21 protein-coding genes are annotated in these 20,420 nt (G+C 61.5%); 11 read left to right on the top strand and 10 right to left on the bottom strand.

The genetic code is table 11. The features are described from left to right. Positions 1 to 16 precede the first annotated feature (16 nt). Entirely contained in the window at positions 17 to 2,221 is a 2,205-nt protein-coding gene (locus tag PLU72_01700) for a HEAT repeat domain-containing protein (GenBank protein HOT26870.1), read from the bottom strand. 76 nt (positions 2,222 to 2,297) lie between these two features. On the opposite strand from PLU72_01700, the gene PLU72_01695 reads away from it, so the two are divergent. The 11 genes from PLU72_01695 to PLU72_01645 all read left to right on the top strand — a co-directional run bounded on the left by PLU72_01695 (position 2,298) and on the right by PLU72_01645 (position 11,652). Continuing rightward, positions 2,298 to 3,491: an FMN-binding protein gene (locus PLU72_01695; GenBank protein ID HOT26869.1), complete on the top strand. Its 1,194-nt coding sequence runs from the start codon at positions 2,298 to 2,300 to the stop codon at positions 3,489 to 3,491. Beyond that, a complete protein-coding gene (gene amrS, locus PLU72_01690) occupies positions 3,488 to 4,702 on the top strand; it encodes an AmmeMemoRadiSam system radical SAM enzyme (protein HOT26868.1) in 1,215 nt (404 codons plus the stop codon). Before PLU72_01695 ends, amrS begins: the two co-directional genes overlap by 4 nt. A 119-nt stretch (positions 4,703 to 4,821) precedes the next feature. Continuing rightward, on the top strand, positions 4,822 to 5,463 hold the full coding sequence (locus tag PLU72_01685; GenBank protein HOT26867.1) for a polyhydroxyalkanoate synthesis regulator DNA-binding domain-containing protein: 642 nt from the start codon (positions 4,822 to 4,824) through the stop codon (positions 5,461 to 5,463). 298 nt (positions 5,464 to 5,761) lie between these two features. Continuing rightward, the gene (locus tag PLU72_01680; protein ID HOT26866.1) at positions 5,762 to 6,046 is read left to right on the top strand and encodes a hypothetical protein; all 285 of its coding nucleotides are present in this window, start codon (positions 5,762 to 5,764) and stop codon (positions 6,044 to 6,046) included. A gap of 36 nt (positions 6,047 to 6,082) precedes the next feature. Continuing rightward, positions 6,083 to 6,361 carry a hypothetical protein gene (locus tag PLU72_01675; protein HOT26865.1) on the top strand — a complete coding sequence of 93 codons (279 nt, stop codon included), beginning with the start codon at positions 6,083 to 6,085 and terminating at the stop codon, positions 6,359 to 6,361. Positions 6,362 to 6,432: 71 nt separating this feature from the next. Continuing rightward, positions 6,433 to 6,723, top strand: a complete 291-nt coding sequence (locus PLU72_01670; protein HOT26864.1) for a hypothetical protein — start codon at positions 6,433 to 6,435, stop codon at positions 6,721 to 6,723. A 188-nt stretch (positions 6,724 to 6,911) separates the two neighbouring features. After that, positions 6,912 to 8,024 carry an alpha/beta fold hydrolase gene (locus tag PLU72_01665; GenBank protein ID HOT26863.1) on the top strand — a complete coding sequence of 371 codons (1,113 nt, stop codon included), beginning with the start codon at positions 6,912 to 6,914 and terminating at the stop codon, positions 8,022 to 8,024. A 16-nt stretch (positions 8,025 to 8,040) separates the two neighbouring features. Next, entirely contained in the window at positions 8,041 to 8,403 is a 363-nt protein-coding gene (locus PLU72_01660) for a poly(R)-hydroxyalkanoic acid synthase subunit PhaE (protein ID HOT26862.1), read from the top strand. Positions 8,404 to 8,596: 193 nt separating this feature from the next. After that, positions 8,597 to 8,941, top strand: a complete 345-nt coding sequence (locus tag PLU72_01655) for a hypothetical protein (GenBank protein ID HOT26861.1) — start codon at positions 8,597 to 8,599, stop codon at positions 8,939 to 8,941. Between the two features lie 33 nt (positions 8,942 to 8,974). Continuing rightward, a complete protein-coding gene (locus tag PLU72_01650) occupies positions 8,975 to 10,060 on the top strand; it encodes an alpha/beta fold hydrolase (GenBank protein ID HOT26860.1) in 1,086 nt (361 codons plus the stop codon). A gap of 245 nt (positions 10,061 to 10,305) precedes the next feature. Continuing rightward, entirely contained in the window at positions 10,306 to 11,652 is a 1,347-nt protein-coding gene (locus PLU72_01645) for an outer membrane protein transport protein (protein HOT26859.1), read from the top strand. 92 nt (positions 11,653 to 11,744) lie between these two features. On the opposite strand, the gene PLU72_01640 is transcribed toward PLU72_01645, so the two are convergent. The 9 genes from PLU72_01640 to ispE all read right to left on the bottom strand — a co-directional run bounded on the left by PLU72_01640 (position 11,745) and on the right by ispE (position 20,358). Beyond that, positions 11,745 to 12,377 (bottom strand): nitroreductase family protein, encoded by a 633-nt coding sequence (locus PLU72_01640; protein HOT26858.1) that lies wholly within the window; start codon positions 12,375 to 12,377, stop codon positions 11,745 to 11,747. Next, on the bottom strand, positions 12,374 to 12,676 hold the full coding sequence (locus tag PLU72_01635; GenBank protein ID HOT26857.1) for a hypothetical protein: 303 nt from the start codon (positions 12,674 to 12,676) through the stop codon (positions 12,374 to 12,376). Before PLU72_01635 ends, PLU72_01640 begins: the two co-directional genes overlap by 4 nt. Before the next feature lie 39 nt (positions 12,677 to 12,715). After that, positions 12,716 to 13,684 carry a hypothetical protein gene (locus tag PLU72_01630; protein HOT26856.1) on the bottom strand — a complete coding sequence of 323 codons (969 nt, stop codon included), beginning with the start codon at positions 13,682 to 13,684 and terminating at the stop codon, positions 12,716 to 12,718. Then, complete coding sequence (locus PLU72_01625; protein HOT26855.1) at positions 13,671 to 15,818, bottom strand: SNF2-related protein; 2,148 nt, start codon at positions 15,816 to 15,818, stop codon at positions 13,671 to 13,673. The genes PLU72_01630 and PLU72_01625 overlap by 14 nt, the downstream gene beginning before the upstream one ends. Then, a complete protein-coding gene (locus PLU72_01620; GenBank protein ID HOT26854.1) occupies positions 15,815 to 17,071 on the bottom strand; it encodes a LysM peptidoglycan-binding domain-containing protein in 1,257 nt (418 codons plus the stop codon). The genes PLU72_01625 and PLU72_01620 overlap by 4 nt, the downstream gene beginning before the upstream one ends. Before the next feature lie 140 nt (positions 17,072 to 17,211). Next, positions 17,212 to 17,709, bottom strand: coding sequence for a hypothetical protein (locus PLU72_01615; protein HOT26853.1), 498 nt, complete (start codon positions 17,707 to 17,709; stop codon positions 17,212 to 17,214). Between the two features lie 43 nt (positions 17,710 to 17,752). Further along, on the bottom strand, positions 17,753 to 18,268 hold the full coding sequence (ispF, locus tag PLU72_01610; protein ID HOT26852.1) for a 2-C-methyl-D-erythritol 2,4-cyclodiphosphate synthase: 516 nt from the start codon (positions 18,266 to 18,268) through the stop codon (positions 17,753 to 17,755). Next, positions 18,265 to 19,461 carry a 1-deoxy-D-xylulose-5-phosphate reductoisomerase gene (locus PLU72_01605; GenBank protein ID HOT26851.1) on the bottom strand — a complete coding sequence of 399 codons (1,197 nt, stop codon included), beginning with the start codon at positions 19,459 to 19,461 and terminating at the stop codon, positions 18,265 to 18,267. The genes ispF and PLU72_01605 overlap by 4 nt, the downstream gene beginning before the upstream one ends. A gap of 15 nt (positions 19,462 to 19,476) precedes the next feature. Next, a complete protein-coding gene (ispE, locus tag PLU72_01600; protein HOT26850.1) occupies positions 19,477 to 20,358 on the bottom strand; it encodes a 4-(cytidine 5'-diphospho)-2-C-methyl-D-erythritol kinase in 882 nt (293 codons plus the stop codon). Positions 20,359 to 20,420 lie beyond the last annotated feature (62 nt).

Raw genomic sequence — 20,420 nt, 5'->3', positions numbered from 1 at the left:
GCCTCGCAAACCGTTTTCAGGCATTTTCCGAACGCATGGCAAACAGCTTCGCGGCACACTGGCACAGCTTCAACAGTTCCGCGGTCCCCTTCCCCGAGGGGTGTGCGAGGATTTTCGAGACGAGAAGCACCAGGTCGCGATAGGCGGCCCCGCCGTTCCCCTCGAATGCCATACCATACGATATAATAAAATGGCAGGCCAGGTCGATCTGCCCGTGTTCGGCCGCCTTTTTCGCGGCAGCAACGGCTTTCGTCGAATCCCCGACGAAAAACGCCGCCCGCGCCAGTCGTTGGAGGGCGGCGGGGTTGTCCGGCACGAGGTCCGCCAGGCGAAGCAGGGCCTTGTAGGCGTCCTGGGGCCGCTGAAGCTCTTCGAGAGCCTCGGCCAGCAGTAGATACGCCTGCGGCAGCTTCGGATACAACCGGATCGTCGCATGAAGCGCCTCGGCCGCCTGCTTCCATTCCCCCCTTGCGTGGTGGATCTGACCGAGGGCATACAGGGCTTTCGGCAAGTTGGGCTCCAGGGCCAAGGCCGAACGGAAACAGTCGATGGCCCGCACATGGTCGTCCCCACGATGGGCCAAATCGCCAAGAGCCATCCAAGCCTGAACATGCCTCGGGGCCATCTTCAGCAGGCGTTCGAGAGCGTCCGCCGCCTCGGTGTTCCTTCCGGAGCGGATGTGCCCGGCCGCGAGGTTCCAAAGGTTCTGGGCATCTGCCTGGGCCGCAGAAGATTTACTCTGTTCGAGCCTTTTCTGATGTTCGGCGATAGCCGCTTTCAACTCACGCTCGAAAGTCGTGAGAAGCTCGCCTCCTGATCGCGATACTTCGGCGCACACCTCCCCGAAACACTGGAGAAACATCTTCCGAATATCCTGGCGCTCGTGACGCAACCCGACGCACAACTCGTTGAGGACGTCGAAGGCGCCAAGTTTCCACAGGGTCTCGACGGTTTTCCTGCGAACCCGGATTTCAGGATGCTTCATACTTCGCCTGATCGACTTGAGGACGACGGACGTCACCATTTCTGGCTCTATTCCGCCGATGGCGTTCAGTGCGGCGATGGCAACCTGCGCTTCGGAGTTGTCGAGATAGGAATCGATGATCGAGAGAGTCTCGGGCTTTCTGAACCGGCCGATCGTATCGATGATCTGCGCGAGAACCCCGGCGGCTTTTTCCATGAGAAGCCGCTTGACCAGGGGCATGAAGGCTTCGCCGCCCATCGTCGCTTCCAGCGCAGTGACGGCCTGGAGTCTGACCGCCGGCTCCTGGTCCTCCAGCAGGGGAAGCACGCTGTCTTTCAGCGTCGCGAGAATCGGGGCCTGTGCTCCGACGGAGATTTTCCGAATCGCAATGAGGGCATTTCGTCGGATGTCCGCGTCCTGGTCTCTGAGCGCCGCCAGGACATGCTTCTGAAAGCCGGCGAGCCTGATTTCCCCGATGGCGTAGAGAGCCGACACGCGCTGCCGCTTGTCCTTGTCGGCCAGCATTTCCTTGAGCGTGGCGGAAACCTCGAAGTCACCGTATTGCCAGACGGCCTTGATGGCGTTCGCGCGCACGCGCTGGTGCGGATCGTAGAGATACGGCTGAAGAACGGCGATGATGGATGGATTCTTCAGCGCCTGGAGGGCCTCGACGGCATTCGCCCGGACGCGGGGGTCTTCGTCTTTGAGAAACCCCGCGACAAGGGTCAGCAACGAGTCGGTCATTCGCGGAACGATGGCCGCGAGAATCGTTGCACGGATACGCGGATTCGTTTCCTTCATAAGAAGCTTGCGCATCAACGCCATGCAGACGGGCGTGCCGAGTCTCCCGAGCGCCCGGACGGCGCCGGAAATGGCTTCCTCGCTCAGCAGAACGGCGTCCGCACCGCCGCCCGACCCCGCGAGATACTGCTCGACCGCATCGCTGAGCACCTGGACCGCTTCGTCGGCATTCAGCCGCGACAGGGCGTCGGCCGCGGCGAGCCTGGTCTCGACGTGCGTATCGTGGAGAGCCTGAAGCAAGAGTTTTGCCGCCTTGTCGGCGCTCATTCTGCTGAGCGCGAAGGTCAGGTAATCATCGAGATTGTCGCTTTTGAAGCGCTCGAACAGAATCTCGGCGGCGGTTTCCCCCCGCAATCTGCTCACCGCCGTGAGGGCCGCCTTGCGCAACTCGTATTCGGCGCTGGTGAGATTGTCGAGAAGAAGACGGAAGATATCGGATAGGGCGGGAAAATTCATTTCAGGTTCGCTTTGAAAACAGGTATCATGGAGCCGTTTCACTATACCACCGAACGAGATGAAACGAGGATGAATTTTGAGAGCGAAGACACATCACGTCTTTGCCGGAGTGACGGTTCTCCTGCTGGCTCTCGTCTGGCTCCACGGCGCCCGTACGACGAGAACGCCGTCAGATCGCCCCGGTCCCGCCGGGGACATTCCGGCGGCATGGGAAGCTGCCGCCCGGTCCATCGGCCCGTCCGGTCTCTCTCTGCGCCCCGCTTCTCACGGACCTTGCCGTCTTGAAGGGATCGACGCCTCGGGAACCGTTCGCTGGCACGCCGTTTTCAGCGCGTTTCTCGCTCCACGCCCGGCAGGCTATGCTGGCCCCGTCGATCTCGTCGCCGGCTTCGACGATGCAGGCCGCATCACCGGCGTGCGCCTCCTCTCGCATACTGAAACGCCGACGTTCGTCGCCGGCATCGATTCAGACTGGTTTCTCGGACAGTTCGCCGGAAAAACGGCCCATGACCCCCTTGTTCCGGGTGAGGACATCGAAGGTCTGACGCACGCCACCGTCTCGGTCGAAGCCCTGTGTCAGGCCCTTCGTCAGGGGTTTGCCGTCGCGAACGCCTCCTCCGGTCGGCCCCTTCCGAGAGAACCCGCGTCCGCGCTTCCTTCCAGGAAAGGCGTTCGGACCAGCTTGGTTGCCGTCTTCATCGCCGTCCTCGCGGCATGTTTTCAGCGATTCATCGGAAACGCCCTTGCGGCGACCTTCGTCGTTTTTTCCCTCGGTCTCCTTTCCCCGACATTCGTCTCCCTTTCGCATCTCCGCTTCCTGACGGGCGGTTCGGCGTCCTTCCAGGCGGGCCTGATTCTGGCACTCGCGGCGACGGCCGTCTTTCTCTCAAGGCGCGGCTACTGCCGGTTTCTCTGCCCCTGCGGCCGCCTCCAGGACGTCATTCACTCGATCTCGCCCGCGGCTTCTCCCGGCTCATGCAGCCCCGGACCTGGTCGTGCCCTCCTCTGGACGGTTCTCCTGCTGTATCCGATGACGGAAGACCTCCCCCTGGAGCGGGCGGAAGTCTTTTCGGCCCTCTTCTTCCGGAATCTCGGCGCGTGGGGAACGCTTCTCGCCGTTTCGGTTCTCGCAGGCGCGGCGCTGGTTCCCCGCTTCTATTGCCGGAAACTGTGCCCTCTGAACCCGCTGTTTGCCGACATCGAGACGTTCAAAACGAGCCTGGCCCGTCTCCGGCCAGCCGAGAAACCCGGTCCGGGCGGCGACTCATGAACAGGCGCCGGTTTCTCATCGACGTCTGCACCGCGGCGGCAGGAATCAGCCTCGGCGGACTTCTCCTCGACGGCCGTGCCGGGAGCGGACTGAAAGCCGTTTCCCCGGAACGGGCCCAGCCCGAAGGGCCGGCGGGCCGGCATACCTACGACCGCGCCGCCGCCGAGGCGAACCTGCGCGCCCTCGAAGCGGCCGGCTTCTCCCCGCGTGATGCGATGTACTGGTCGCGCACCGCGAACGGACTGATCCGCTGCGAACTCTGCCCCCGTTTCTGCACGCTGAAGCCGTTCGAACGAGGTCTCTGCAGGGCGCGCATCAGCCTGGAAAACCGTCTCGGCACTCTCGTGTACGGCCGCCCCTGCTCGGCGGCGATCGATCCGATCGAAAAAAAGCCGGTCTTTCATTTCCTGCCCGGCAGCACAGCCTTCTCGATCGCGACGGCCGGGTGCCTCTTCGGCTGCCGCTACTGCCAGAACTGGCAGATCTCGCAGATCGGGCCGGAAGAGTGCGAGTTTTACGATCTCCCTCCCGGGCGGGTCGTCGCGGAAGCGCTTGCCAACAAGTGCAGGAGCATCGCCTACACGTACACCGAGCCGACGATCTTCTACGAGTACATGCTCGACACGTCGAAAGCGGCCCGCGCGGCCGGCCTCGCGAACATCATGATTTCCTGCGGCTATATCAACCCCGAGCCTCTCAGGGAGCTCCTTCCCTGGCTCGACGTCATGAAAGTCGACCTCAAGGGGTTCACGGAACGTTTCTACCGCTCCGTCTGCGGAGGGACTCTCGCGCCGGTTCTTTCGACGATCGAACGATTGGCCGGGAGCAAGACCCTCGTCGATATCGTCACGCTCGTCGTTCCGACGCTGAACGACGATCCCGTGACCTGCTCGGCCATGTTCCGATGGCTCGTGGAACACGCCGGCCCAGACATCAGCCTGTTCCTCTCACGGTTCATGCCCACCTACCGTCTTCGCAGCCTTCCGCCGACGCCGCCCGACACCCTCGAACGACTGCGGGAACTGGCGATGCAGGCCGGCCTTCGGTATGTCTACCTGGGAAACATCCCCGGCCACGAGGGAGAGAGCACCTTCTGCCCGGGCTGCAAAAAGCGCGTCGTCGAGCGGTTCGGGTATTCGATCGGGGAAATGCATATCAGGAACGGCGCCTGCGCTTTTTGCGGAACCGCCATTCCCGGCCGCTGGGAGTGAGCGCGGCTTTTGCGCGACAACAAGGGCCTTTACCTTCCGGCCGCAATGCATTATAATTTTCGAAGGACCGCACGGGAAGCGCGACCGGTCCATTCCGCACCACGAACCGGAGGCACGGCATGACACAGAAACAGCACGGCGAAGGCCAGGGCGAAACCATTCTCCGCAAGTATCCGAACCGCCGCATCTATGATGCGACGCGAAACACCCATGTCACGCTCGGCGAGATCGCCGATCGCATCAAGGCCGGCGAGCGGATTCGGATCCTCGATCACAAGACCGGCGAAGACCTCACGCAGGTCACCATGGGGCAGGTTCTCGTGGAAACGCTGAAATCCCGCCCCGACTATCTCCCGCTCGACCTCGTCACGCTGATGATCCGCGCGCAGGACAACGTCGTCCGCGACTTCCTCTACAACGGTCTTCCCCAGGCGTTCCAGGGATATCTCGACCAGCAGCGGCGCCTGATGTCCGGGATGATGATGAATCCCTGGCTTCCCGGAAGTTTTCCGACCATGTCGCCATTCGGAAGTTTTTTCGGCGCTTCTCCGCAGCCGCAGCCTCAACCACAGGCTCCCCAACCGCAAACGCCGCCTCAGCAGCCCACCCACGGCCAGGCGGCCCAGCCGGTTCAGTCCCCCGCCCAGCCCGCCCCGCATGCGGATGATTCGCTTCGCGAGGAACTCCAGCGACTCCGCCGCGAGGTCGAAGCCCTGAAGCACGCCGAGAAACCGGGGACCGTCCGCCGCCGCAAGAGGTAGCGGCCTCCCGCTTCATTCAGAAACAGCCCGGAAGCTCCCGGGCTGTTTCTTTTCCCTCGCATCCCGGACCACACATTTCCCACGGGTGCCTCGCCCTCTTCGGCTCACCCCGGACGCCCCGACGACGAGTCGCTCCGGGCGCGTCTTGGCACCTCCGCGAACGAGCGGCAGAAAAAATATTTTGCATTGCAAAATTATTTTGCTTGACACAATTTCTTACCGATGCTATATTTGCTTCTGTAAGACCAATTCAACACAAGCACGAAATTGCACCGCACAATTTCAGGAGAACAAAACCATGAACGCCTTCCGCAGCACCATGACCCCGCTCACGGATCTCGCCGATCTCTCCACGCACCTGTTCGACGCCTCGATGCGTCTGGCCGTCCAGTTTTCGCACAACGTCGAGAAGGTCGCCTCGATGCAGGTCGAGACCGTGAATGAAGTCCATCGCCGCCAGGCCGAGATTTCCAACCTAGTCATCGACGAGTCGCTGAAGGCGGCCAGGATTCTCCGGAATCACTGCGAATCGCTCTTCAACCGCGCCATCGACCGCCAAGCCCAGACCGGGACCGACCGATGACCACCCGCAGACACAAGACACGAAAGGATCCGACCAATGACAAACCCGTTGTTCGACCGCGACGAAGTGCTCCGGCTCTCGAGACAGGGGATGGAAAACTCCCTGAGATTCTACATGACGCTGACCGAGAACGCCCTGAAACTCGGCGAGATCCAGAAGGACACGATGAACGAAGCTTCCCGCCGTCAAATCGACCTCGTCAACAAGTCCTTCGAGGAGTATCAGAAGAGCAGCCGCACGATCACGAGTGGCTTCGAGAGAGAGTGGCGGAAGCTCGCGGACCAGTTCCAGTCCCAGCCCCAGGCCGCCCTGTAACGTTCGGTTTCACACAGACGGCGATTCGAAACGCCTTCTCTATTTTGAATACAATATCAAGGAGAATACCAATGACCCCGACCACCAACACCCCCCTGTTCGACCGCGACGAGATGATCCGCCTTTCCCGCGAAGGTCTCGAGAACTCCCTCAAGTTCTACACGACCCTCACCGAGAACGTCACCAAGATCGCCGACATGCAGCGCGAAGCCTACAACGAAACCGCCAAGAAGCAGATCGAGATGGTCAACAAGGCGTATGAGGACTACCAGAAGAACACCCGCGTCGTCATGCACCACTTCGAGAACGTCTGGCGCCAGGTGATCGAACAGACCGCCCCCAAGGCCAAGGCTGCCGAATAATCCCCCGCTCGTCTCCACGGCCGCCGGTCTGCCCAGGCAGTTCCGGCGGCTTTTCATTCCCGGCGTTGCAACCACGGCCATTCCCGATTTGACACCCTCGGAGGGAGCCCCCTATACTTTCCCGGCCGGTATCGGCCGACACACACCGGATATCAGATCCGCCTATCCCAGGGAGGAGCTTCGTTATCATGAGCAAACAGCAGGGAGCAGCCCCCGTCCAGGACCCCCGTCTTCAGGAGGACCTTGCGCGGGCGCGGAAATTCGTCGAGTATCTTCAGCACGCCGCCGCCGTCGGCAACCGGGCCAGCGACCAGCAACTCGCCGCCCTCGGCATGGCCCAGACGCCCTGCCGTACGGTCTACACCGAAGGCACCTGCCGGCTGTTCGAATACGAGGTTCTCGGCAAGCCCCTCGACGCGCCGCCGATCTTCATGGTGTACTCTTTCATCAACCGCTGGTATATTCTCGATCTCCAGCCGGGACACAGCTTCATCGAGGCCCTGTCGAAGGCCGGATACAAGGTCTACCTCCTCGACTGGGGCATCCCCGGACCGGAAAACGCCCAGCACGGCCTCGCCTACTACCTCGAGAGGGTCGCCCTCCGCGCCGTCCGCCGCGTCCGCCGCGCCGAAGGCGGAAAGAAACTCACCCTTTTCGGATATTGCCTGGGCGGCACCTGCGCGGCAATGATGGCCGCCCTGCATCCCGACGAGTACGCAAACCTGGTTCTTCTCGCTACGCCGCTCGAGTTCACCGAGGGCGGCCTTCTCACGCTCTGGACCAATAAGGACTCGTTCGATCCGAAGAAGCTCGCCGACGCATTCGGCTGTGTGCCGGAAAAGATCCTGCACGCCCCGTTCCCCTACCTGCAGGCAAGATCGACGTTCGCGAAGCCGCGCATCCTGTTTGAAAATATATTGGATGATACATACTTGAAGAATTTCAAGGCCCTCGACCGATGGGCGACCGACAACGTCCCGTTCCCGGGCCAGACGTTCGTCGAGATCATCCGCGACTGCTACCAGGAGAACCTGCTCTCGCAGAACGCCATGCGCATCGACGGGAAAACCGTCGACCTGCGGAAGATCACGTTCCCGACGCTGAACCTGTATGCGACGAATGACCATGTCGTCTCGGTGGAGTGCGCCGAACGGAATCCCGGCATCCTCACCAACTCGAAAGTGACGAACCGGAAGTACGAAGCCACCCATTTCACCCTGACCGTCGCCCACCCCATCCGCGAAACCGTCTGGAAAGATACGATGGAGTGGCTGTCCCGCAACAAGCCTTCCAATCCGTGAAGAGGAGACGAACCCCGTGACGAACCCGTTTGATTTCGGCCGCAACATGATGGAACTCTGGGAAAAATCCATGACCGAAACCTTCGAGCGCCTGACGAAGGACGAGCAGTTCCTCAAATCCATGAGCCAGGTCATGTCCCAGTCCCTTGACGTCCGCAAGCACCTCGGCACCCAGATCGAGTCGTATCTGACCTCGATCAACATGCCTTCCAAGTCCGAACTCGACCGCATGTTGTGCTATCTCCAGCGGATCGAAGCCAAACTTCTCGACCTGGAGGATCAGTTCAGCGAGATCCGCGGTGAAATTTCCGCGCTGCGCCCCGAGCGGCCGGCGAAGCCGAAGCCGTCAAAACGGTCGTCTTCCTCGAAAAAATCCTGACTTCCGTCCGCCAGAGCCGCCCGGGCATTCGCCCGGGCGGCTTTTTTTTGCTTCACAGCTTCAGTCTTTCTCAGATTTCAAGGCGATTCACCCGATAATGTTTGTGCATTGCAAAATTATTTCTTGACTTTATATCGCAATGCAGGTATCCTCTTTTCATACGCACCCGGAATTCGACAAAGGAGCAATGACGATGGAAGCACTGTTTCAGGAGTATCTCAAGGCCGGCCGCGACGTCCAGACGTTCTGGGAGAACCGCATCGCGCAGGCGATGGACGAGTTCGCGAAGTCGCAGACGTTCGTCAACACGATGACCCGCTCGCTCGAGCAGAGCCTCGACGTGCGCAAAATGTGGGAAACGAACCTCAACCGCTGGGCCGAGACCTTCCAGGTCGTCACCAAGCGCGAACTCGACGAGATCAACCGCCGTCTCTACGACCAGAACGCCTATCTCGACAAGATCACGACCCAACTCGCCGACATCGCGGGGCATGTCCGCGCCCAAACCGAAGCCGTCACCAGCGGCAAGACCAACTGAGTCTGAATTTTCTATCGCCAACAGGAGGCGACGATGAACGACACCCTCTCGAAAAGCGCGGCCAGGCTTCTCGAAGCGACGGCCGCCAACATCGACCTCGCCGGCCGCATCATCGAGAAGAATCTCGACTCGGTCCTTTCCGGCTCATCTGCAACGCGTGACGAACCGTATCGCGGCGCAACAACGGTCGAGGAGATCTTCCGGTTCGACTCGATGAAACTCCTGCGCTACAGCGGCACGGCCCCCGTCACCTGCACAACGCCGCTGGTGCTCGTTCCCTCTCTCATCAACCGCGCCTACATCATGGATCTGATGCCCTCCGCAACACTGGCCGGCCATCTTCGAGAGGCGGGAATCCAGGTCTACCTGCTCGATTGGGGCACGCCGGGCCCGCAGCACGACCACCTGCCGTTCCGTTTCTTCGTCGACGACCTCATCGGCATGGCCGTCCGCGAAGCCTGCCGCGATACCGGCGCCAAAAAAGCGTCGCTTCTCGGCTACTGCATGGGCGGCACCATGTCGCTCCTCCACGCCGCGCTCCACCCGAACCGCATCGAGCGGCTCATCATGCTCGCCGCGCCCGTCAACTTCCACGACGAAGGCCCTCTCTCGGCCTGGGCACGCAAGGACGCCTTCGACGTCGACACGCTCGTCGATGTCCTCGGCCATGCCGATTCCGCGATGCTCCAGTCGTCCTTCCAGCTGATCAAGCCCTTCTCGGGATATCAGAAATGGAAGAACGTGTTCGAGGGCAGTCTCGACGCGAAGGCCGCCGAAAGCATCGTCGCGCTCGAATCCTGGTTGAACGACAACGTCAACGTTCCCGGCGAGGCATATCGCGGATACGTGAAACTCTGCTACCACGACAACGCCATCAGGAACCGCCGTTTCGATTTCGACGGCATCGAGATCGACCTCGAAAACCTTTCCATCCCGGTCATGAACGTCATGGCCTCGAAGGATCACATCGTTCCGATCGAGTCTTCCCGGTGCCTCTCGCAACTCGTCTCGGGGCCGGTCACCGATCTCGTGATCGACGCGGGGCACATCGGCGTCGTCATGGGTCGCAAGGCCCGCGGCATGTTCGAATCCGTCGCGAAGTTTCACTCCACCGTCTGATTTCACCATTTGCATCCCACGTTCCTATGTTCTCGGGACCGACTCGCAAGAGTCGGTCCATTTTGTATTATATATAGAATATATTATTGTTATCGACGCATGCGGAAGGCTGTTTTTCCGGACACCCGAAAACGAAACTCACGCGGGTCACGGTATGATTCCATTTGCCAACGGCCCTGTATATCGAATATGATCCCTGTCGAAAAATGAAACTCCCTTCGTTTCATCATCGTCTGGAGGAGCCCATGAGCCAGGATCTGAAGAAGTGGTCCGTATTCCTTCTCTTTCTCGTCATCGTGTCCCTGCCCGGTAAAGTCACCGGTGCGGGATACATGGTCCGCGAACACGGCACGACCGGCCTTTCGAGCGCCTTCGCCGGGGCACATACCGGCGCGCACGATCTCGCCGACACGTATTTCAACCCGGCGGCTCTCATGCTTCATAAACCGGGCGAAGCGATCATCTCGGTGCTGCAGCTCGATCCCGAAGTCCGCTTTTCCTTGAGAGGGGCTTCAACGGCCGGCGGAACGGCAGTCGGCGGGTATCCCGGGGGCGAGGACGGAGCGCCCACGGCCACGATCCCGGCCCTCTACGCCTCACTTGCCGATTCGAAGGGCTGGCGTTTCGGCCTCGCCCTGAACGCCCCCTGGGGCCTCAGCACGAAGTATACGCCGACCTGGGTCGGCCGCTACTACGCGATCGATTCTGAAATGACCTCTCTGGCCGTCATGCCGGTAGCCGGCAGAAAACTCGACTCGAAGTGGCTGTTCGCCGCCGGGCTGAACGTTCAGTCCGTCGATGCGAAGCTCACCAACGCGGTCGATTACGGGACGATCGCCGCAGGCAGCGGCATTCCGGGCGCCGCGCCGACCACGCAGGACGGCGTCGCGGAAATGACCGGCGATGCCCGGGACGTCGGCTTCGTTCTCGGATTCATCTGCGACATCTCCTCCAGGGAACGCGCCGGTCTTTCGTATCGATCGGCCGTTCGGCACACCCTGAAGGGCGACTGCCGTTTCGGGTTCGACGCCGCCGGCATGGCGGGCGCGATGAACGCGGCAACCGGGATCTTCTCACAGACCGGCGCGCGCTCCGACCTCACGACGCCCGAAATTCTCGGCGTCGGGTACAGCCGCACCTGCGGCGCGTCCTGGACGCTGATGCTCGACGCGGCGAAGACGTTCTGGCATCGGTACGGAGGACTGCGGGTCACGTTCGACAACCCCGCGCAGCCTGATTCCTTCACCGCGGAAGACTGGAAGGACGTCTGGTATACCTCGCTCGGCGCGATCTACCGGCCGAGTTCGCGACTCGCCTGGCGCGTCGGCGTGGCCCGCGATCGTTCTCCCATCCCCGATTCGCGCCGCACGCCGCGCATTCCCGGTTCCGACAGCCTGCAGGTCGCTCTCGGCGCCGAGTATCGCACCTCCGACCGCATGGTGATCTCCGCGGGTTTCATGCGAATCTGGTATGACGACGCCCCGATCGATCTCCGGGCGTCAGCCCCCGGCAATCTCCTGAGGGGCAACCTGTCCGGCGACTTCACCACCGGTCTCGACATTTACGGCGTCCAGGCGTCATATACCTGGTAATATAGTTCAATACCGCAACGCCCCGCCGGCTTCGAGCCTGCGGGGCGTCTTGCTTCTCGCCCTTCGACAAGCTCAGGGCGAACGGGTGGTTTTCATTCTGCAGGATAGCCGCTCAGGATGTCCCGGACGGCCGGTTTTTTCGGGCATTCCGGCTTCACCGCCGGCCAGCCGACGGGAATCACGGCACCCAGCCGCCAGGGCTTTTCGATGCGCAGAAGCCGCTCGAGCGGATTTTCCGCCACCAGCGGCCCGCTCATCCAGCAGCTTCCGAGGCCGACGGCGTGCAGGCCGAGCAGCAGGGCATGCACCGCCCCGCCGAACGCCTGGATCTCGGCGAGGCCTTCGAGCGTCCGGTCGTTCTCCCCGCTCGGCAGACGGGACGCGAAGCTTCGATACGCCCCGAACAGGACGACGGGCGCGCGGTCGAAAAAGGTGAACCATTTCGAGTAGTCGCGAAACGCCGCGGCCGAGGCTTCGTCGAGCCTGCCGGCGATCTCGTCGATCCGACGCAGGACGTCCTGGCTCATCGATTGGAGCAGAAGGCGGTCGGAAACGGCGATGAACCGGAAACACTGCCGGTTGGTCGGCGAGGGCGAATACCGGACGGCTTCGACGACGCGTTCGATGATTGCAGGGTCGACGGGGTCCGGGCGGAACTGACGCACGCTCCGCCGTTCCGACATCAGCCCGGCGAAGGCTTCGAATGTCGCGGAAGCACCGCTCACCTGAACGACTCCTGGACGGCCCGTTTCTTCTCGAGTTTACGAACCTCCTCGTCACGCTTGTTCAGATAGGTTCGCAGGTCCCCGTTCCGTTTGACGAGGATGTCCATCATCTTGTAGGCCTCCTGCCTGTGCTTGCTGTTCGGGTAATACCGAACGATCCTCTCGAACGCTTCATAGGCGGGGAAGTCATACTGCCAGCTGATCATCAGATTCGCCTGGAAATAGAACACCCTGTCGCCGTAGACGTAGCCCAGGATTCCCAGGATGACGAGAATAACGAATATGTGCTTGAAAAACATCGCTCAACCTCCGTGCCGATCTGATTCCGCCTCCATGCCTCAGACTGCCGGGCGCACCTCGCAGCGGTCTCCCGTCGGAAGGGGCATCGGAATGACTTTCGCATCCCGCGTCCGCCGGGCCGTCTGGCCGGTGGGCATTCCCAGGGTCGGAATGCACAGGACGACGGCATTGATGAGGCTCACCTGGATCTTCAATGCGTGCTTTTCCTTCAGTTCCTCGATTTTCCGCGCCTGCTCCGCCTCGAGTTCGCGCATCATCCGGTCGATTTCCTCCTCCTTCTGGAAGAAATACAGGTGGAAGCAGACGTTTTCACGTTTTTTCAGAAGTTCCCGCTTCTGGTCCTCGAGATACTCCTGGACCTTGGCGAGTTCCTGCTGGTAGGCCTCCTCGGATTCGGCCTGCAGTTCGCGGATATGCTCCTCGAGAGATGATTCGAGGGTCCTGCACGCCTGGAGATACAAACGGACGAGATCTTCACCGGATTCCTGTATCGGGAGTGACGGATCGGGCTTTTCGCTGAATTCGTTCAGATCGATTCCGCTCAGCCCTTCCTTCAATGATATTTCGCGCTTCGCGGGGTCCGCAAGTGCCGAGAAGAGCAGCTCGCGGCGCTGCTCCGCCGAGACGCTGACGCGGAAATGGAACAGCACCTGCTGCCGGTAATGGGCCTTGCAGCCGCTGATCACACGCAGATCGCCGGGCTGGCCCGACGAGGACGGGAGCTCGGGTGCCGCGGCGCTGAACAGCCGGCTGACCTTGGGAATTTCCACGAGCCTGTCGACGATCTTGCGGAGCATGAACGAGCCCGAGCAGATCAGTTCCAGTTCGCGCCGCCGTTCCGCGATCTCGCGATCGAAGGTGAAGTGCAGGTGCTCGTAGCCGTTGAAGAACGCCCGTTCCGACTCGGGGATCTCGGCGCACCAGACGCCCTCGGAGGTTTCCCACCTGGAAATGCCGACCTTGTCCATGAACGAGAAGACGAGGGTCTGGATTTTACTCGTTTCCATTGAAGATGTCCTCCTGGGCGCGGGTGATGTCCTGATGGATCTTGAGGGCCTTTTCGAGCTTGTTGCCGAGCGTCTGGAACTTGCGCTTCATCGCTTCCTGGTTGGGCGACATCGTCACGATATCGATGATGATCTGCTCGAGCGTCTTCTTCGAATGCATATTGCCAAGAATCATTTCGAGCTCGCCGATGATGAGGCGGAACATGTTGATCTTCTTGTCGAGCAGCTCGAGCACGTAGGACTCGATCGTGTCGCTCGCGCTGAGGTTGATGATATGAACGTCGTCTGTCTGCCCGAGGCGGTGGATACGACCGATTCGCTGTTCGATGCGCATCGGGTTCCAGGGCAGATCGTAGTTGACGAGCACCTTGCAGAACTGCAGGTTGCGGCCTTCGCCGCCGGACTCGGTCGAGATCAGGATCTGGTTCTTGTTCCGGAACGACTCGATGCACGCATCCTTCTCGGCCTGCGACAGCTGTCCGTTGAAGATCGAGACCGAATACCCTTTCTCGCGAAGCAGGTCTGCGAGATAATCCTGGGTGCCGCGGAACTGCGTGAAGATGATCAGCTTCTCGTTGAGATTGCCGAGCAGTTCCAGAAGGACCTCGGTTTTTCTCGACATGCCGACGTTGTTGGCGAGATCGAGAAGCCGCTTGAGGGATTCGTCGAAATCGTCCTTGTAGAAGTTGCTGGAAATCATCTTCGTGAGCGCCCGTTTGAGCGCCTGCGTCGAGCTTCCCATCAGTTTCTGCAGGAGGATGAGGGTGAGGCGATTGATGCCGCGAGGATTGTTGTGGGTCGGCAGGGTAAAGTAGCGGCGACGGATGAAGTCGGTCAGTTCGCTGTACAGGCGCGCCTCGTCGGGCTTGAGATTGATCGCCTGGGTATGGACGAACCGCTGGGGGAACTTGATCATCGTGTCGCTGCGGCGGTGTCGGATCATGATCTCCGACAGCATGGCCCGCAGTTTCAGCGAGTTTTTCGGAATGCGCTTGTCGCGCTCGGCCAGAAAGTCGCTCTTGAACTTCTGCAGGGTCGACAGGTGGCCCGGCTTGAGGATCGTGATCAGGTTGAACAGTTCGATCAGGTCGTTCTGGATCGGCGTCGCGGTGAGCATCAGCAGATACTTCGTCTTGATCGAGTTCACGAACTTCCAGTTCTGCGTTTTTTTGTTCTTCAGCTTGTGCGCTTCATCGATGATCAGCAGGTCGTAGTTGACCTTCTGGACCGATTTCTGGTTCTTCTGGCTTTTCGCGGTGTCGAGCGAGGCGATGACCAGGTCGGACTGCTCCCAGTCGGAAATCTCGTTGTGGTTCTTGAAGCTGAGGTCGAACTTGGTCTTGAGTTCCTGCTGCCACTGCGTGATCAGCAAGGCCGGCGTGAGGATCAGGACCTTACGCACCATGCCGCGAAGCAGGTATTCCTTGAGAATCAGCCCCGCTTCGATGGTTTTGCCCAGACCGACCTCGTCCGCGAGCAGGGCGCGGCCGTTGTAGCGCCCGAGCACGCTGTGAACGGTGTTCAGCTGATGCTGATACGCCGAGACGCCGAAACACGTGGCGAGCGACATCAGCTCCTGGTCATCGCCGCGGGCGTTCATTTCCTCGCCCTGAAGGATCAGCCCGGTCTCGGCGTAGGGGGAGAAATCGCCGGCGATCAGCTTGCGAAGGACTTCGAGGTTCCCCGACGTATACTGGATCGGCAGGTCTCCGCCGGAGCGCATCGTGATCTTGACCTCGTCGGATTTCGCGGCAAGTTTTTCCGCATCGGGAACGACGCGATACAGCCGGTAGCGGCGCTCGGCCAGGCTGATCAGCTCGATGCCGATCTGATCCCCTTCGCGCATCTGGTTCTTCTCCCACCATTCGCCGAAGGACAGGCAGACCATGTAGCCGCGGGCCTTGTGATATATCGCTGAATATACAACTTCGGCGTCGTCGACGAACAGGATCGAACTGAGCTCCTCCTTGAAGGGGAACAGGCGGAGCATTTCGGGGGTGAGAAACAGATATCCCTCCTGGAACGCCTTCCCCTTGACCTGGAACGCGACGCCGGCGTGGCCGACACTGTTGATCTGGACGAGCGGCGACTTCACGCCCCCTCCCCGCTTCACGGTCATCGAGTTCGTCATCATGCCTTGTCTCCCTTCTCAGCGGGGATCACCACTTCGGTTCCGATCTTGAGGTTCTTCGGATTCAGTCCCGGGTTGGCCTTGATGATGATGCCGGCCTTCGACGCCTTGCCGTAGAACCGCTTCGCGATGATCGCGAGCGTGTCTCCGTTCTGGATCGTGTACCGCTGGACACACGCCGAAGCATCGCCGGCGGCAATCGCTTCTGACGCCTTTTCGGAGGGGCGAACCGAGGTTTCCTTCTTCGGTTCATTCTTCGAGTCCTTCTTCGGTTCCTTCTGGGCGGTGTTCTGCTTCAGCCCCGAAAGCGGCTTCACATCGACGATGATCTCCTCGCCGGGCTTGACCTGAGCACGGGCTTCGATGAAGTTGAGGTCGGCGATGGTCCTGTCATGACCCGCATCGCCATAATACCGCTCGGCAACGCTCTGGAGGGTGTCTCCGGCCTTCACGACGTAGATCACCAGTTCCTCGTCGATGGTGTGGAGGGTCTTGAACTCGTTCGGATTGATCACGCGAGGCTTCGCCGCGGGTGCCGGGGAGGGATTCTTCGCGACGACGTCCGTCGAAGGCTTCGCGGACACCGCGGCCGGAACCGCCGGCGCGACGGGAGCAATTCCGCTCTTCGCCGGCACGGGGGCGACACCGGCCGTTTTGCCGGGCTTCGCGGTAGGAACGGCCGCAGCGGCGCCGGTCGCGGGCTTCTTCTGCGTCGATGCGGCTGCGGTCTTCGGAGCGGCCGGGCGGACGACCTCGTTCTCGAAGGGGATTTCTCGAGGCGGCGCATCGGAGCCTGGTTCCGGAGCGACTTCCGTATACAGCGTCGTGACGACGCCGTCGGAGCTCTTCACGGCAGCCTGGCGGCTGCCGGCAAACGGCTCGGACCAGATTTTCCGACCGTCGATACGAGCGAACGCCCTGACCAGCTCGGGTTTGCCTCCAGCGTTCAGCGGCACCTTCAGACGGAACGTCCGCAAGACCCCGCCGGCGATATCGCCGGTCGGCTTCATCACATACGTCTTGACGCCCTTGGAGCCCTGAACTTCAACCCCGACGTCATACCGGCCGGCTTTGAGGGCGCCGGGATCCTGGTTGAAGACATGTGCGAGAACGATGTTCCTGCCGTCCACGACAGCCTGTTTGCCGCCGGGAAGGCGCTCGAGAACGTAGCCGCCGACGACCGGTTCCGCCGCGAGAGGGGCGCAGAGCGAGAGCAGTCCGGCCAGCAGGCCGAGATTCCGAATGGTTTGCCTCATGTTCGTTCGTCTCCTGAAAGCGAGGTCGCGTATTCTCTGAGAAGCTTATCGGCATGAGGCGGCTCACGCTTTAGGAGTTCGGCGAACGTGGCGAAAAAAACGAAAGAGCCCCCGAGAGGGCTCTTGTCGGCGGTTCGGTTTCAGTTTTCTTCGTAGACCGTCACGGGAGACCATGCGCCCTGCATCAGAACGGGCAGGACGGGATCGGCGCGCAGGGAGATGGTGACTTTCGAGGATTCGGCCGTAACGGCTTTGGACGTTTTTCCCATGCCGTAGAACGGGACGAACGGATTCCGCCCGACGCGGAAGGGGCTGGATTTGGCCGTGACGATCCTCAGCTTGTCGACGACGGGGGGGAACCCCTCCCGGGCCAGCTTGTCGATATCGGCCGACGTCATGCGAAGCGGCACTTTTTCGAAGCCCGCCTTTTCGGAGGCTTTGCTGGTGCCGGCATAGGTCTGCATTTCGGTGACCATCTTGCGCATCTCGGTGTTGAGACGGCGTTCCTCCTCGAGTCGTTTCCGCAGGACCTCGGCCTCGCCGAAGTAGCTGCTCATCGCCATCTCGCCCGTGACGGCAACGATGCCGCGCGAGTCGCCGCGCTGGCCGATATAGTTGATCAGGATGATCCCTGCCACGAACAGGTATCCTACGCCGAGGAACAACTGGGATCTCTGCTTTTCACCTGCCACAGCCGACATTCCTCCGGGATTCAAGTAACACCACGGCGTTGCATACCATGGCGCGCCGCTCCCCCACCGCGTCGAACCCCTCGTTCGTGCCGGCTTTCACCGAGACCCTGCTCTTGTCGATGCGCAGGCCCCGGGCGAGCGACTCGCGAATGGCTTCACGGTGAGGAGAAATTTTCGGACTCTCACACTGTATCACAGTATCGATGTTGACGACACAAAAACCGGCTTCCTCGATGCGGCTCATGACGCGCTCGAGCAGCAGCATCGACGAGATGCCGCGATAGGCGGGATCGGTATCGGGAAACAGCATGCCGATGTCGCCGAGCGCGGCGGCCCCGAGCAGGGCATCCATGACGGCATGAAGCAGGGCATCGGCGTCCGAGTGGCCCTTGAGACCGTACGAATGGGGAATGCGGACACCGCCGAGCCACAGTTCCCGGTCGGGAATCAGGGCATGAATATCGTGGCCGAAGCCTATTCTGAGGCCGCTCATCTCCCCGTTCATGCCGCGGCCTCCCCGCCTTGCCGGACGGCAGTCCGCGCCGCAACGCAGACCGCTGCGGCCCCGCGCGCGAGTTCGTCGTGTCTCAGCAACGTCTCGAGGTCGGGCGAGGCCTCGAACGGCAGTTCATCCATCACGGTGCGGATCACGACCGGAATATCGGTGAACCCGATGTCCCCGCGCAGGAACGCCGCCACGGCGACCTCGTTCGCCGCATTCATCGCGCAGGGAAGGCTGCCGCCGCGCCGCCCCGCCTCGTATGCGTAGGATAGGCAGGGAAAATCCGCCATCCGCGGCGGTTCGAACGAGAGCGTTCCCAGTTTGAGCAGATCGAGCCGCTCGCCGCTCGCTTCCCAGCGTTCGGGATAACTTAGCGCATACTGAATCGGCAGGCGCATGTCCGGGGCGCCGAGCTGGCCGAGAAACGAGCCGTCGATGAACTCGACCAGCGAATGAATGATCGACTGCGGATGAACGACCACTTCGATCCGGTCGAAATCGATGTCAAACAACCAGTGGGCCTCGATGACCTCGAGACCTTTGTTCATCAGCGTCGCCGAGTCGATCGTGATCTTGCCGCCCATGTCCCAGTTCGGGTGTCGAAGAGCTTCACCGGGCGTCACCCGGGCAAGACTGCCGGCGTCGGTCATGCGGAACGGGCCGCCTGACGCCGTCAGGATCAGGCGTTTGATCCGGCTCCCGTCCTTGTGGCCGTCAGCGAGGCACTGGAAAATCGCGGAGTGTTCGGAATCGATCGGAATCAGGGGAACGCCCTTCCTGTGAGCCGCAGCGGTGACGAGGGCCCCGGCGACGACGAGCGTCTCCTTGTTGGCGAGGCAGACGGCCTTTCCCGCATCGATGCCGGCCATCACCGGCCGCAGGCCGATCGAGCCCACCAAGGCGGACACAAGCGTATCGGCTTCATCAAGGCCGGCAGCCTCGAGCAGGCCCGGCATCCCCTCGCGGACGGCCACGTCCGAGCCGCGCATCGCGTCCCTGAACCGGGCGGCCGCTTCCGGGTCGAAGATCGCGACCATCCTGGGCCGGAATTCACGCGTCTGGCCGACGAGGCGCTCCCATTGGCGACCGGCGGCCAAGGCAACCACGGAAAGGCGGTCCCGGTGGGCTCGGATGACGTCGAGCGTGCTCTGGCCGATGGAGCCGGTCGAGCCGAGGAGGGAGATGCGGCGTTTCATTCCGGCAATTTCCTCTCAGCGCGACTGCGAGCGCAGTGTATGTTCGATGAACACATCGACCGTGTCCGGGTCGAGTGAGCTCGCGGCCTTCACGGCATCGCGACGCTCCTCGAACAGGCCGAATACGGACGGCCCGCTGCCGGACATGAGAACCACGCCGTCGCCGGTTGCGGCCAGACGCTCCTTGATTGCGGCGACTTCGGGATGCCGGTGCAGCGTGACGGACTCGAGGTCGTTGAACACGTTTTTTCTCAGGAGGGCGAGGTTCCGCTCCCGGCATGCGGGAAGGAGGGTGGCGAACAATTCTTCCTTGCGGGTGTTGTCGCCCGGCTGGTAGTTTTCATACGCCCATTTCGTCGAGACGCTGACGTTTTTCGGAACGGCGATGACGACGACGTAGGGCGGCTTCGGCGCGTCGTAGAACGTCAGGTTCTCGCCCCGGCCCGTGGCGAGGGCGAGGCCTCCGTGCATGACGAACGGCACGTCGGAGCCGATCGACTGGCTCATCGTCATGAGATCGAGCATCGGCAGGGACGAGTCGTAAAAACGGGCAAGCGCCAGCAGCACGGCGGCGGCGTCGGTGCTTCCACCAGCCAGTCCCGCGGCGACCGGAATCCGCTTTTCGATCTGGATCAGGAGACGCGGCGGAATGTCGAGTTTCTTCAGCAGCAGCATCGCCGACTTGTAGGCGAGATTCTCGGGGCCGGTCGGAACGCCGGGGTGATCGCACTCGATCCGGAGGCCGTCTTCGCGGGTCTCTTTGATCGCGATCGTGTCTGCGAGCGAGATCGTCTGCATCAGGCTTGCGATCTCGTGATACCCGTCCGCCCGTTTACCCTTGACCCAGAGCCCGATATTGATCTTCGCAGGTGCCTGAACAATCAGCGTTCGTTTCATTCGTCGTGCGCTCCTCGCTTCTTGCGGCCAAGTCTAGCAATCACCCTCGTTCTTCGTCAATG

The organism is Candidatus Ozemobacteraceae bacterium, assembly GCA_035373905.1.
Lineage (GTDB): Bacteria > Muiribacteriota > Ozemobacteria > Ozemobacterales > Ozemobacteraceae > MWAR01.
The sequence above is the reverse complement of the archived record's forward strand: the minus strand, read 5'-3'. Positions and strand labels throughout refer to the sequence as shown.

Coding starts and splice junctions, on each gene's coding strand:
- PLU72_01700 (HOT26870.1), bottom strand. CDS start 2,221: ATGAATTTTCCCGCCCTATCCGATATCTTCCGTCTTCTTCTCGACAAT.
- ispE (HOT26850.1), bottom strand. CDS start 20,358: ATGAAACGAACGCTGATTGTTCAGGCACCTGCGAAGATCAATATCGGG.
- PLU72_01670 (HOT26864.1), top strand. CDS start 6,433: ATGACCCCGACCACCAACACCCCCCTGTTCGACCGCGACGAGATGATC.
- PLU72_01630 (HOT26856.1), bottom strand. CDS start 13,684: ATGGAAACGAGTAAAATCCAGACCCTCGTCTTCTCGTTCATGGACAAG.
- PLU72_01665 (HOT26863.1), top strand. CDS start 6,912: ATGAGCAAACAGCAGGGAGCAGCCCCCGTCCAGGACCCCCGTCTTCAG.
- PLU72_01605 (HOT26851.1), bottom strand. CDS start 19,461: ATGAAACGCCGCATCTCCCTCCTCGGCTCGACCGGCTCCATCGGCCAG.
- PLU72_01650 (HOT26860.1), top strand. CDS start 8,975: ATGAACGACACCCTCTCGAAAAGCGCGGCCAGGCTTCTCGAAGCGACG.
- amrS (HOT26868.1), top strand. CDS start 3,488: ATGAACAGGCGCCGGTTTCTCATCGACGTCTGCACCGCGGCGGCAGGA.
- PLU72_01675 (HOT26865.1), top strand. CDS start 6,083: ATGACAAACCCGTTGTTCGACCGCGACGAAGTGCTCCGGCTCTCGAGA.
- PLU72_01625 (HOT26855.1), bottom strand. CDS start 15,818: ATGATGACGAACTCGATGACCGTGAAGCGGGGAGGGGGCGTGAAGTCG.
- PLU72_01655 (HOT26861.1), top strand. CDS start 8,597: ATGGAAGCACTGTTTCAGGAGTATCTCAAGGCCGGCCGCGACGTCCAG.
- PLU72_01680 (HOT26866.1), top strand. CDS start 5,762: ATGAACGCCTTCCGCAGCACCATGACCCCGCTCACGGATCTCGCCGAT.
- ispF (HOT26852.1), bottom strand. CDS start 18,268: ATGAACGGGGAGATGAGCGGCCTCAGAATAGGCTTCGGCCACGATATT.
- PLU72_01620 (HOT26854.1), bottom strand. CDS start 17,071: ATGAGGCAAACCATTCGGAATCTCGGCCTGCTGGCCGGACTGCTCTCG.
- PLU72_01645 (HOT26859.1), top strand. CDS start 10,306: ATGAGCCAGGATCTGAAGAAGTGGTCCGTATTCCTTCTCTTTCTCGTC.
- PLU72_01635 (HOT26857.1), bottom strand. CDS start 12,676: ATGTTTTTCAAGCACATATTCGTTATTCTCGTCATCCTGGGAATCCTG.
- PLU72_01685 (HOT26867.1), top strand. CDS start 4,822: ATGACACAGAAACAGCACGGCGAAGGCCAGGGCGAAACCATTCTCCGC.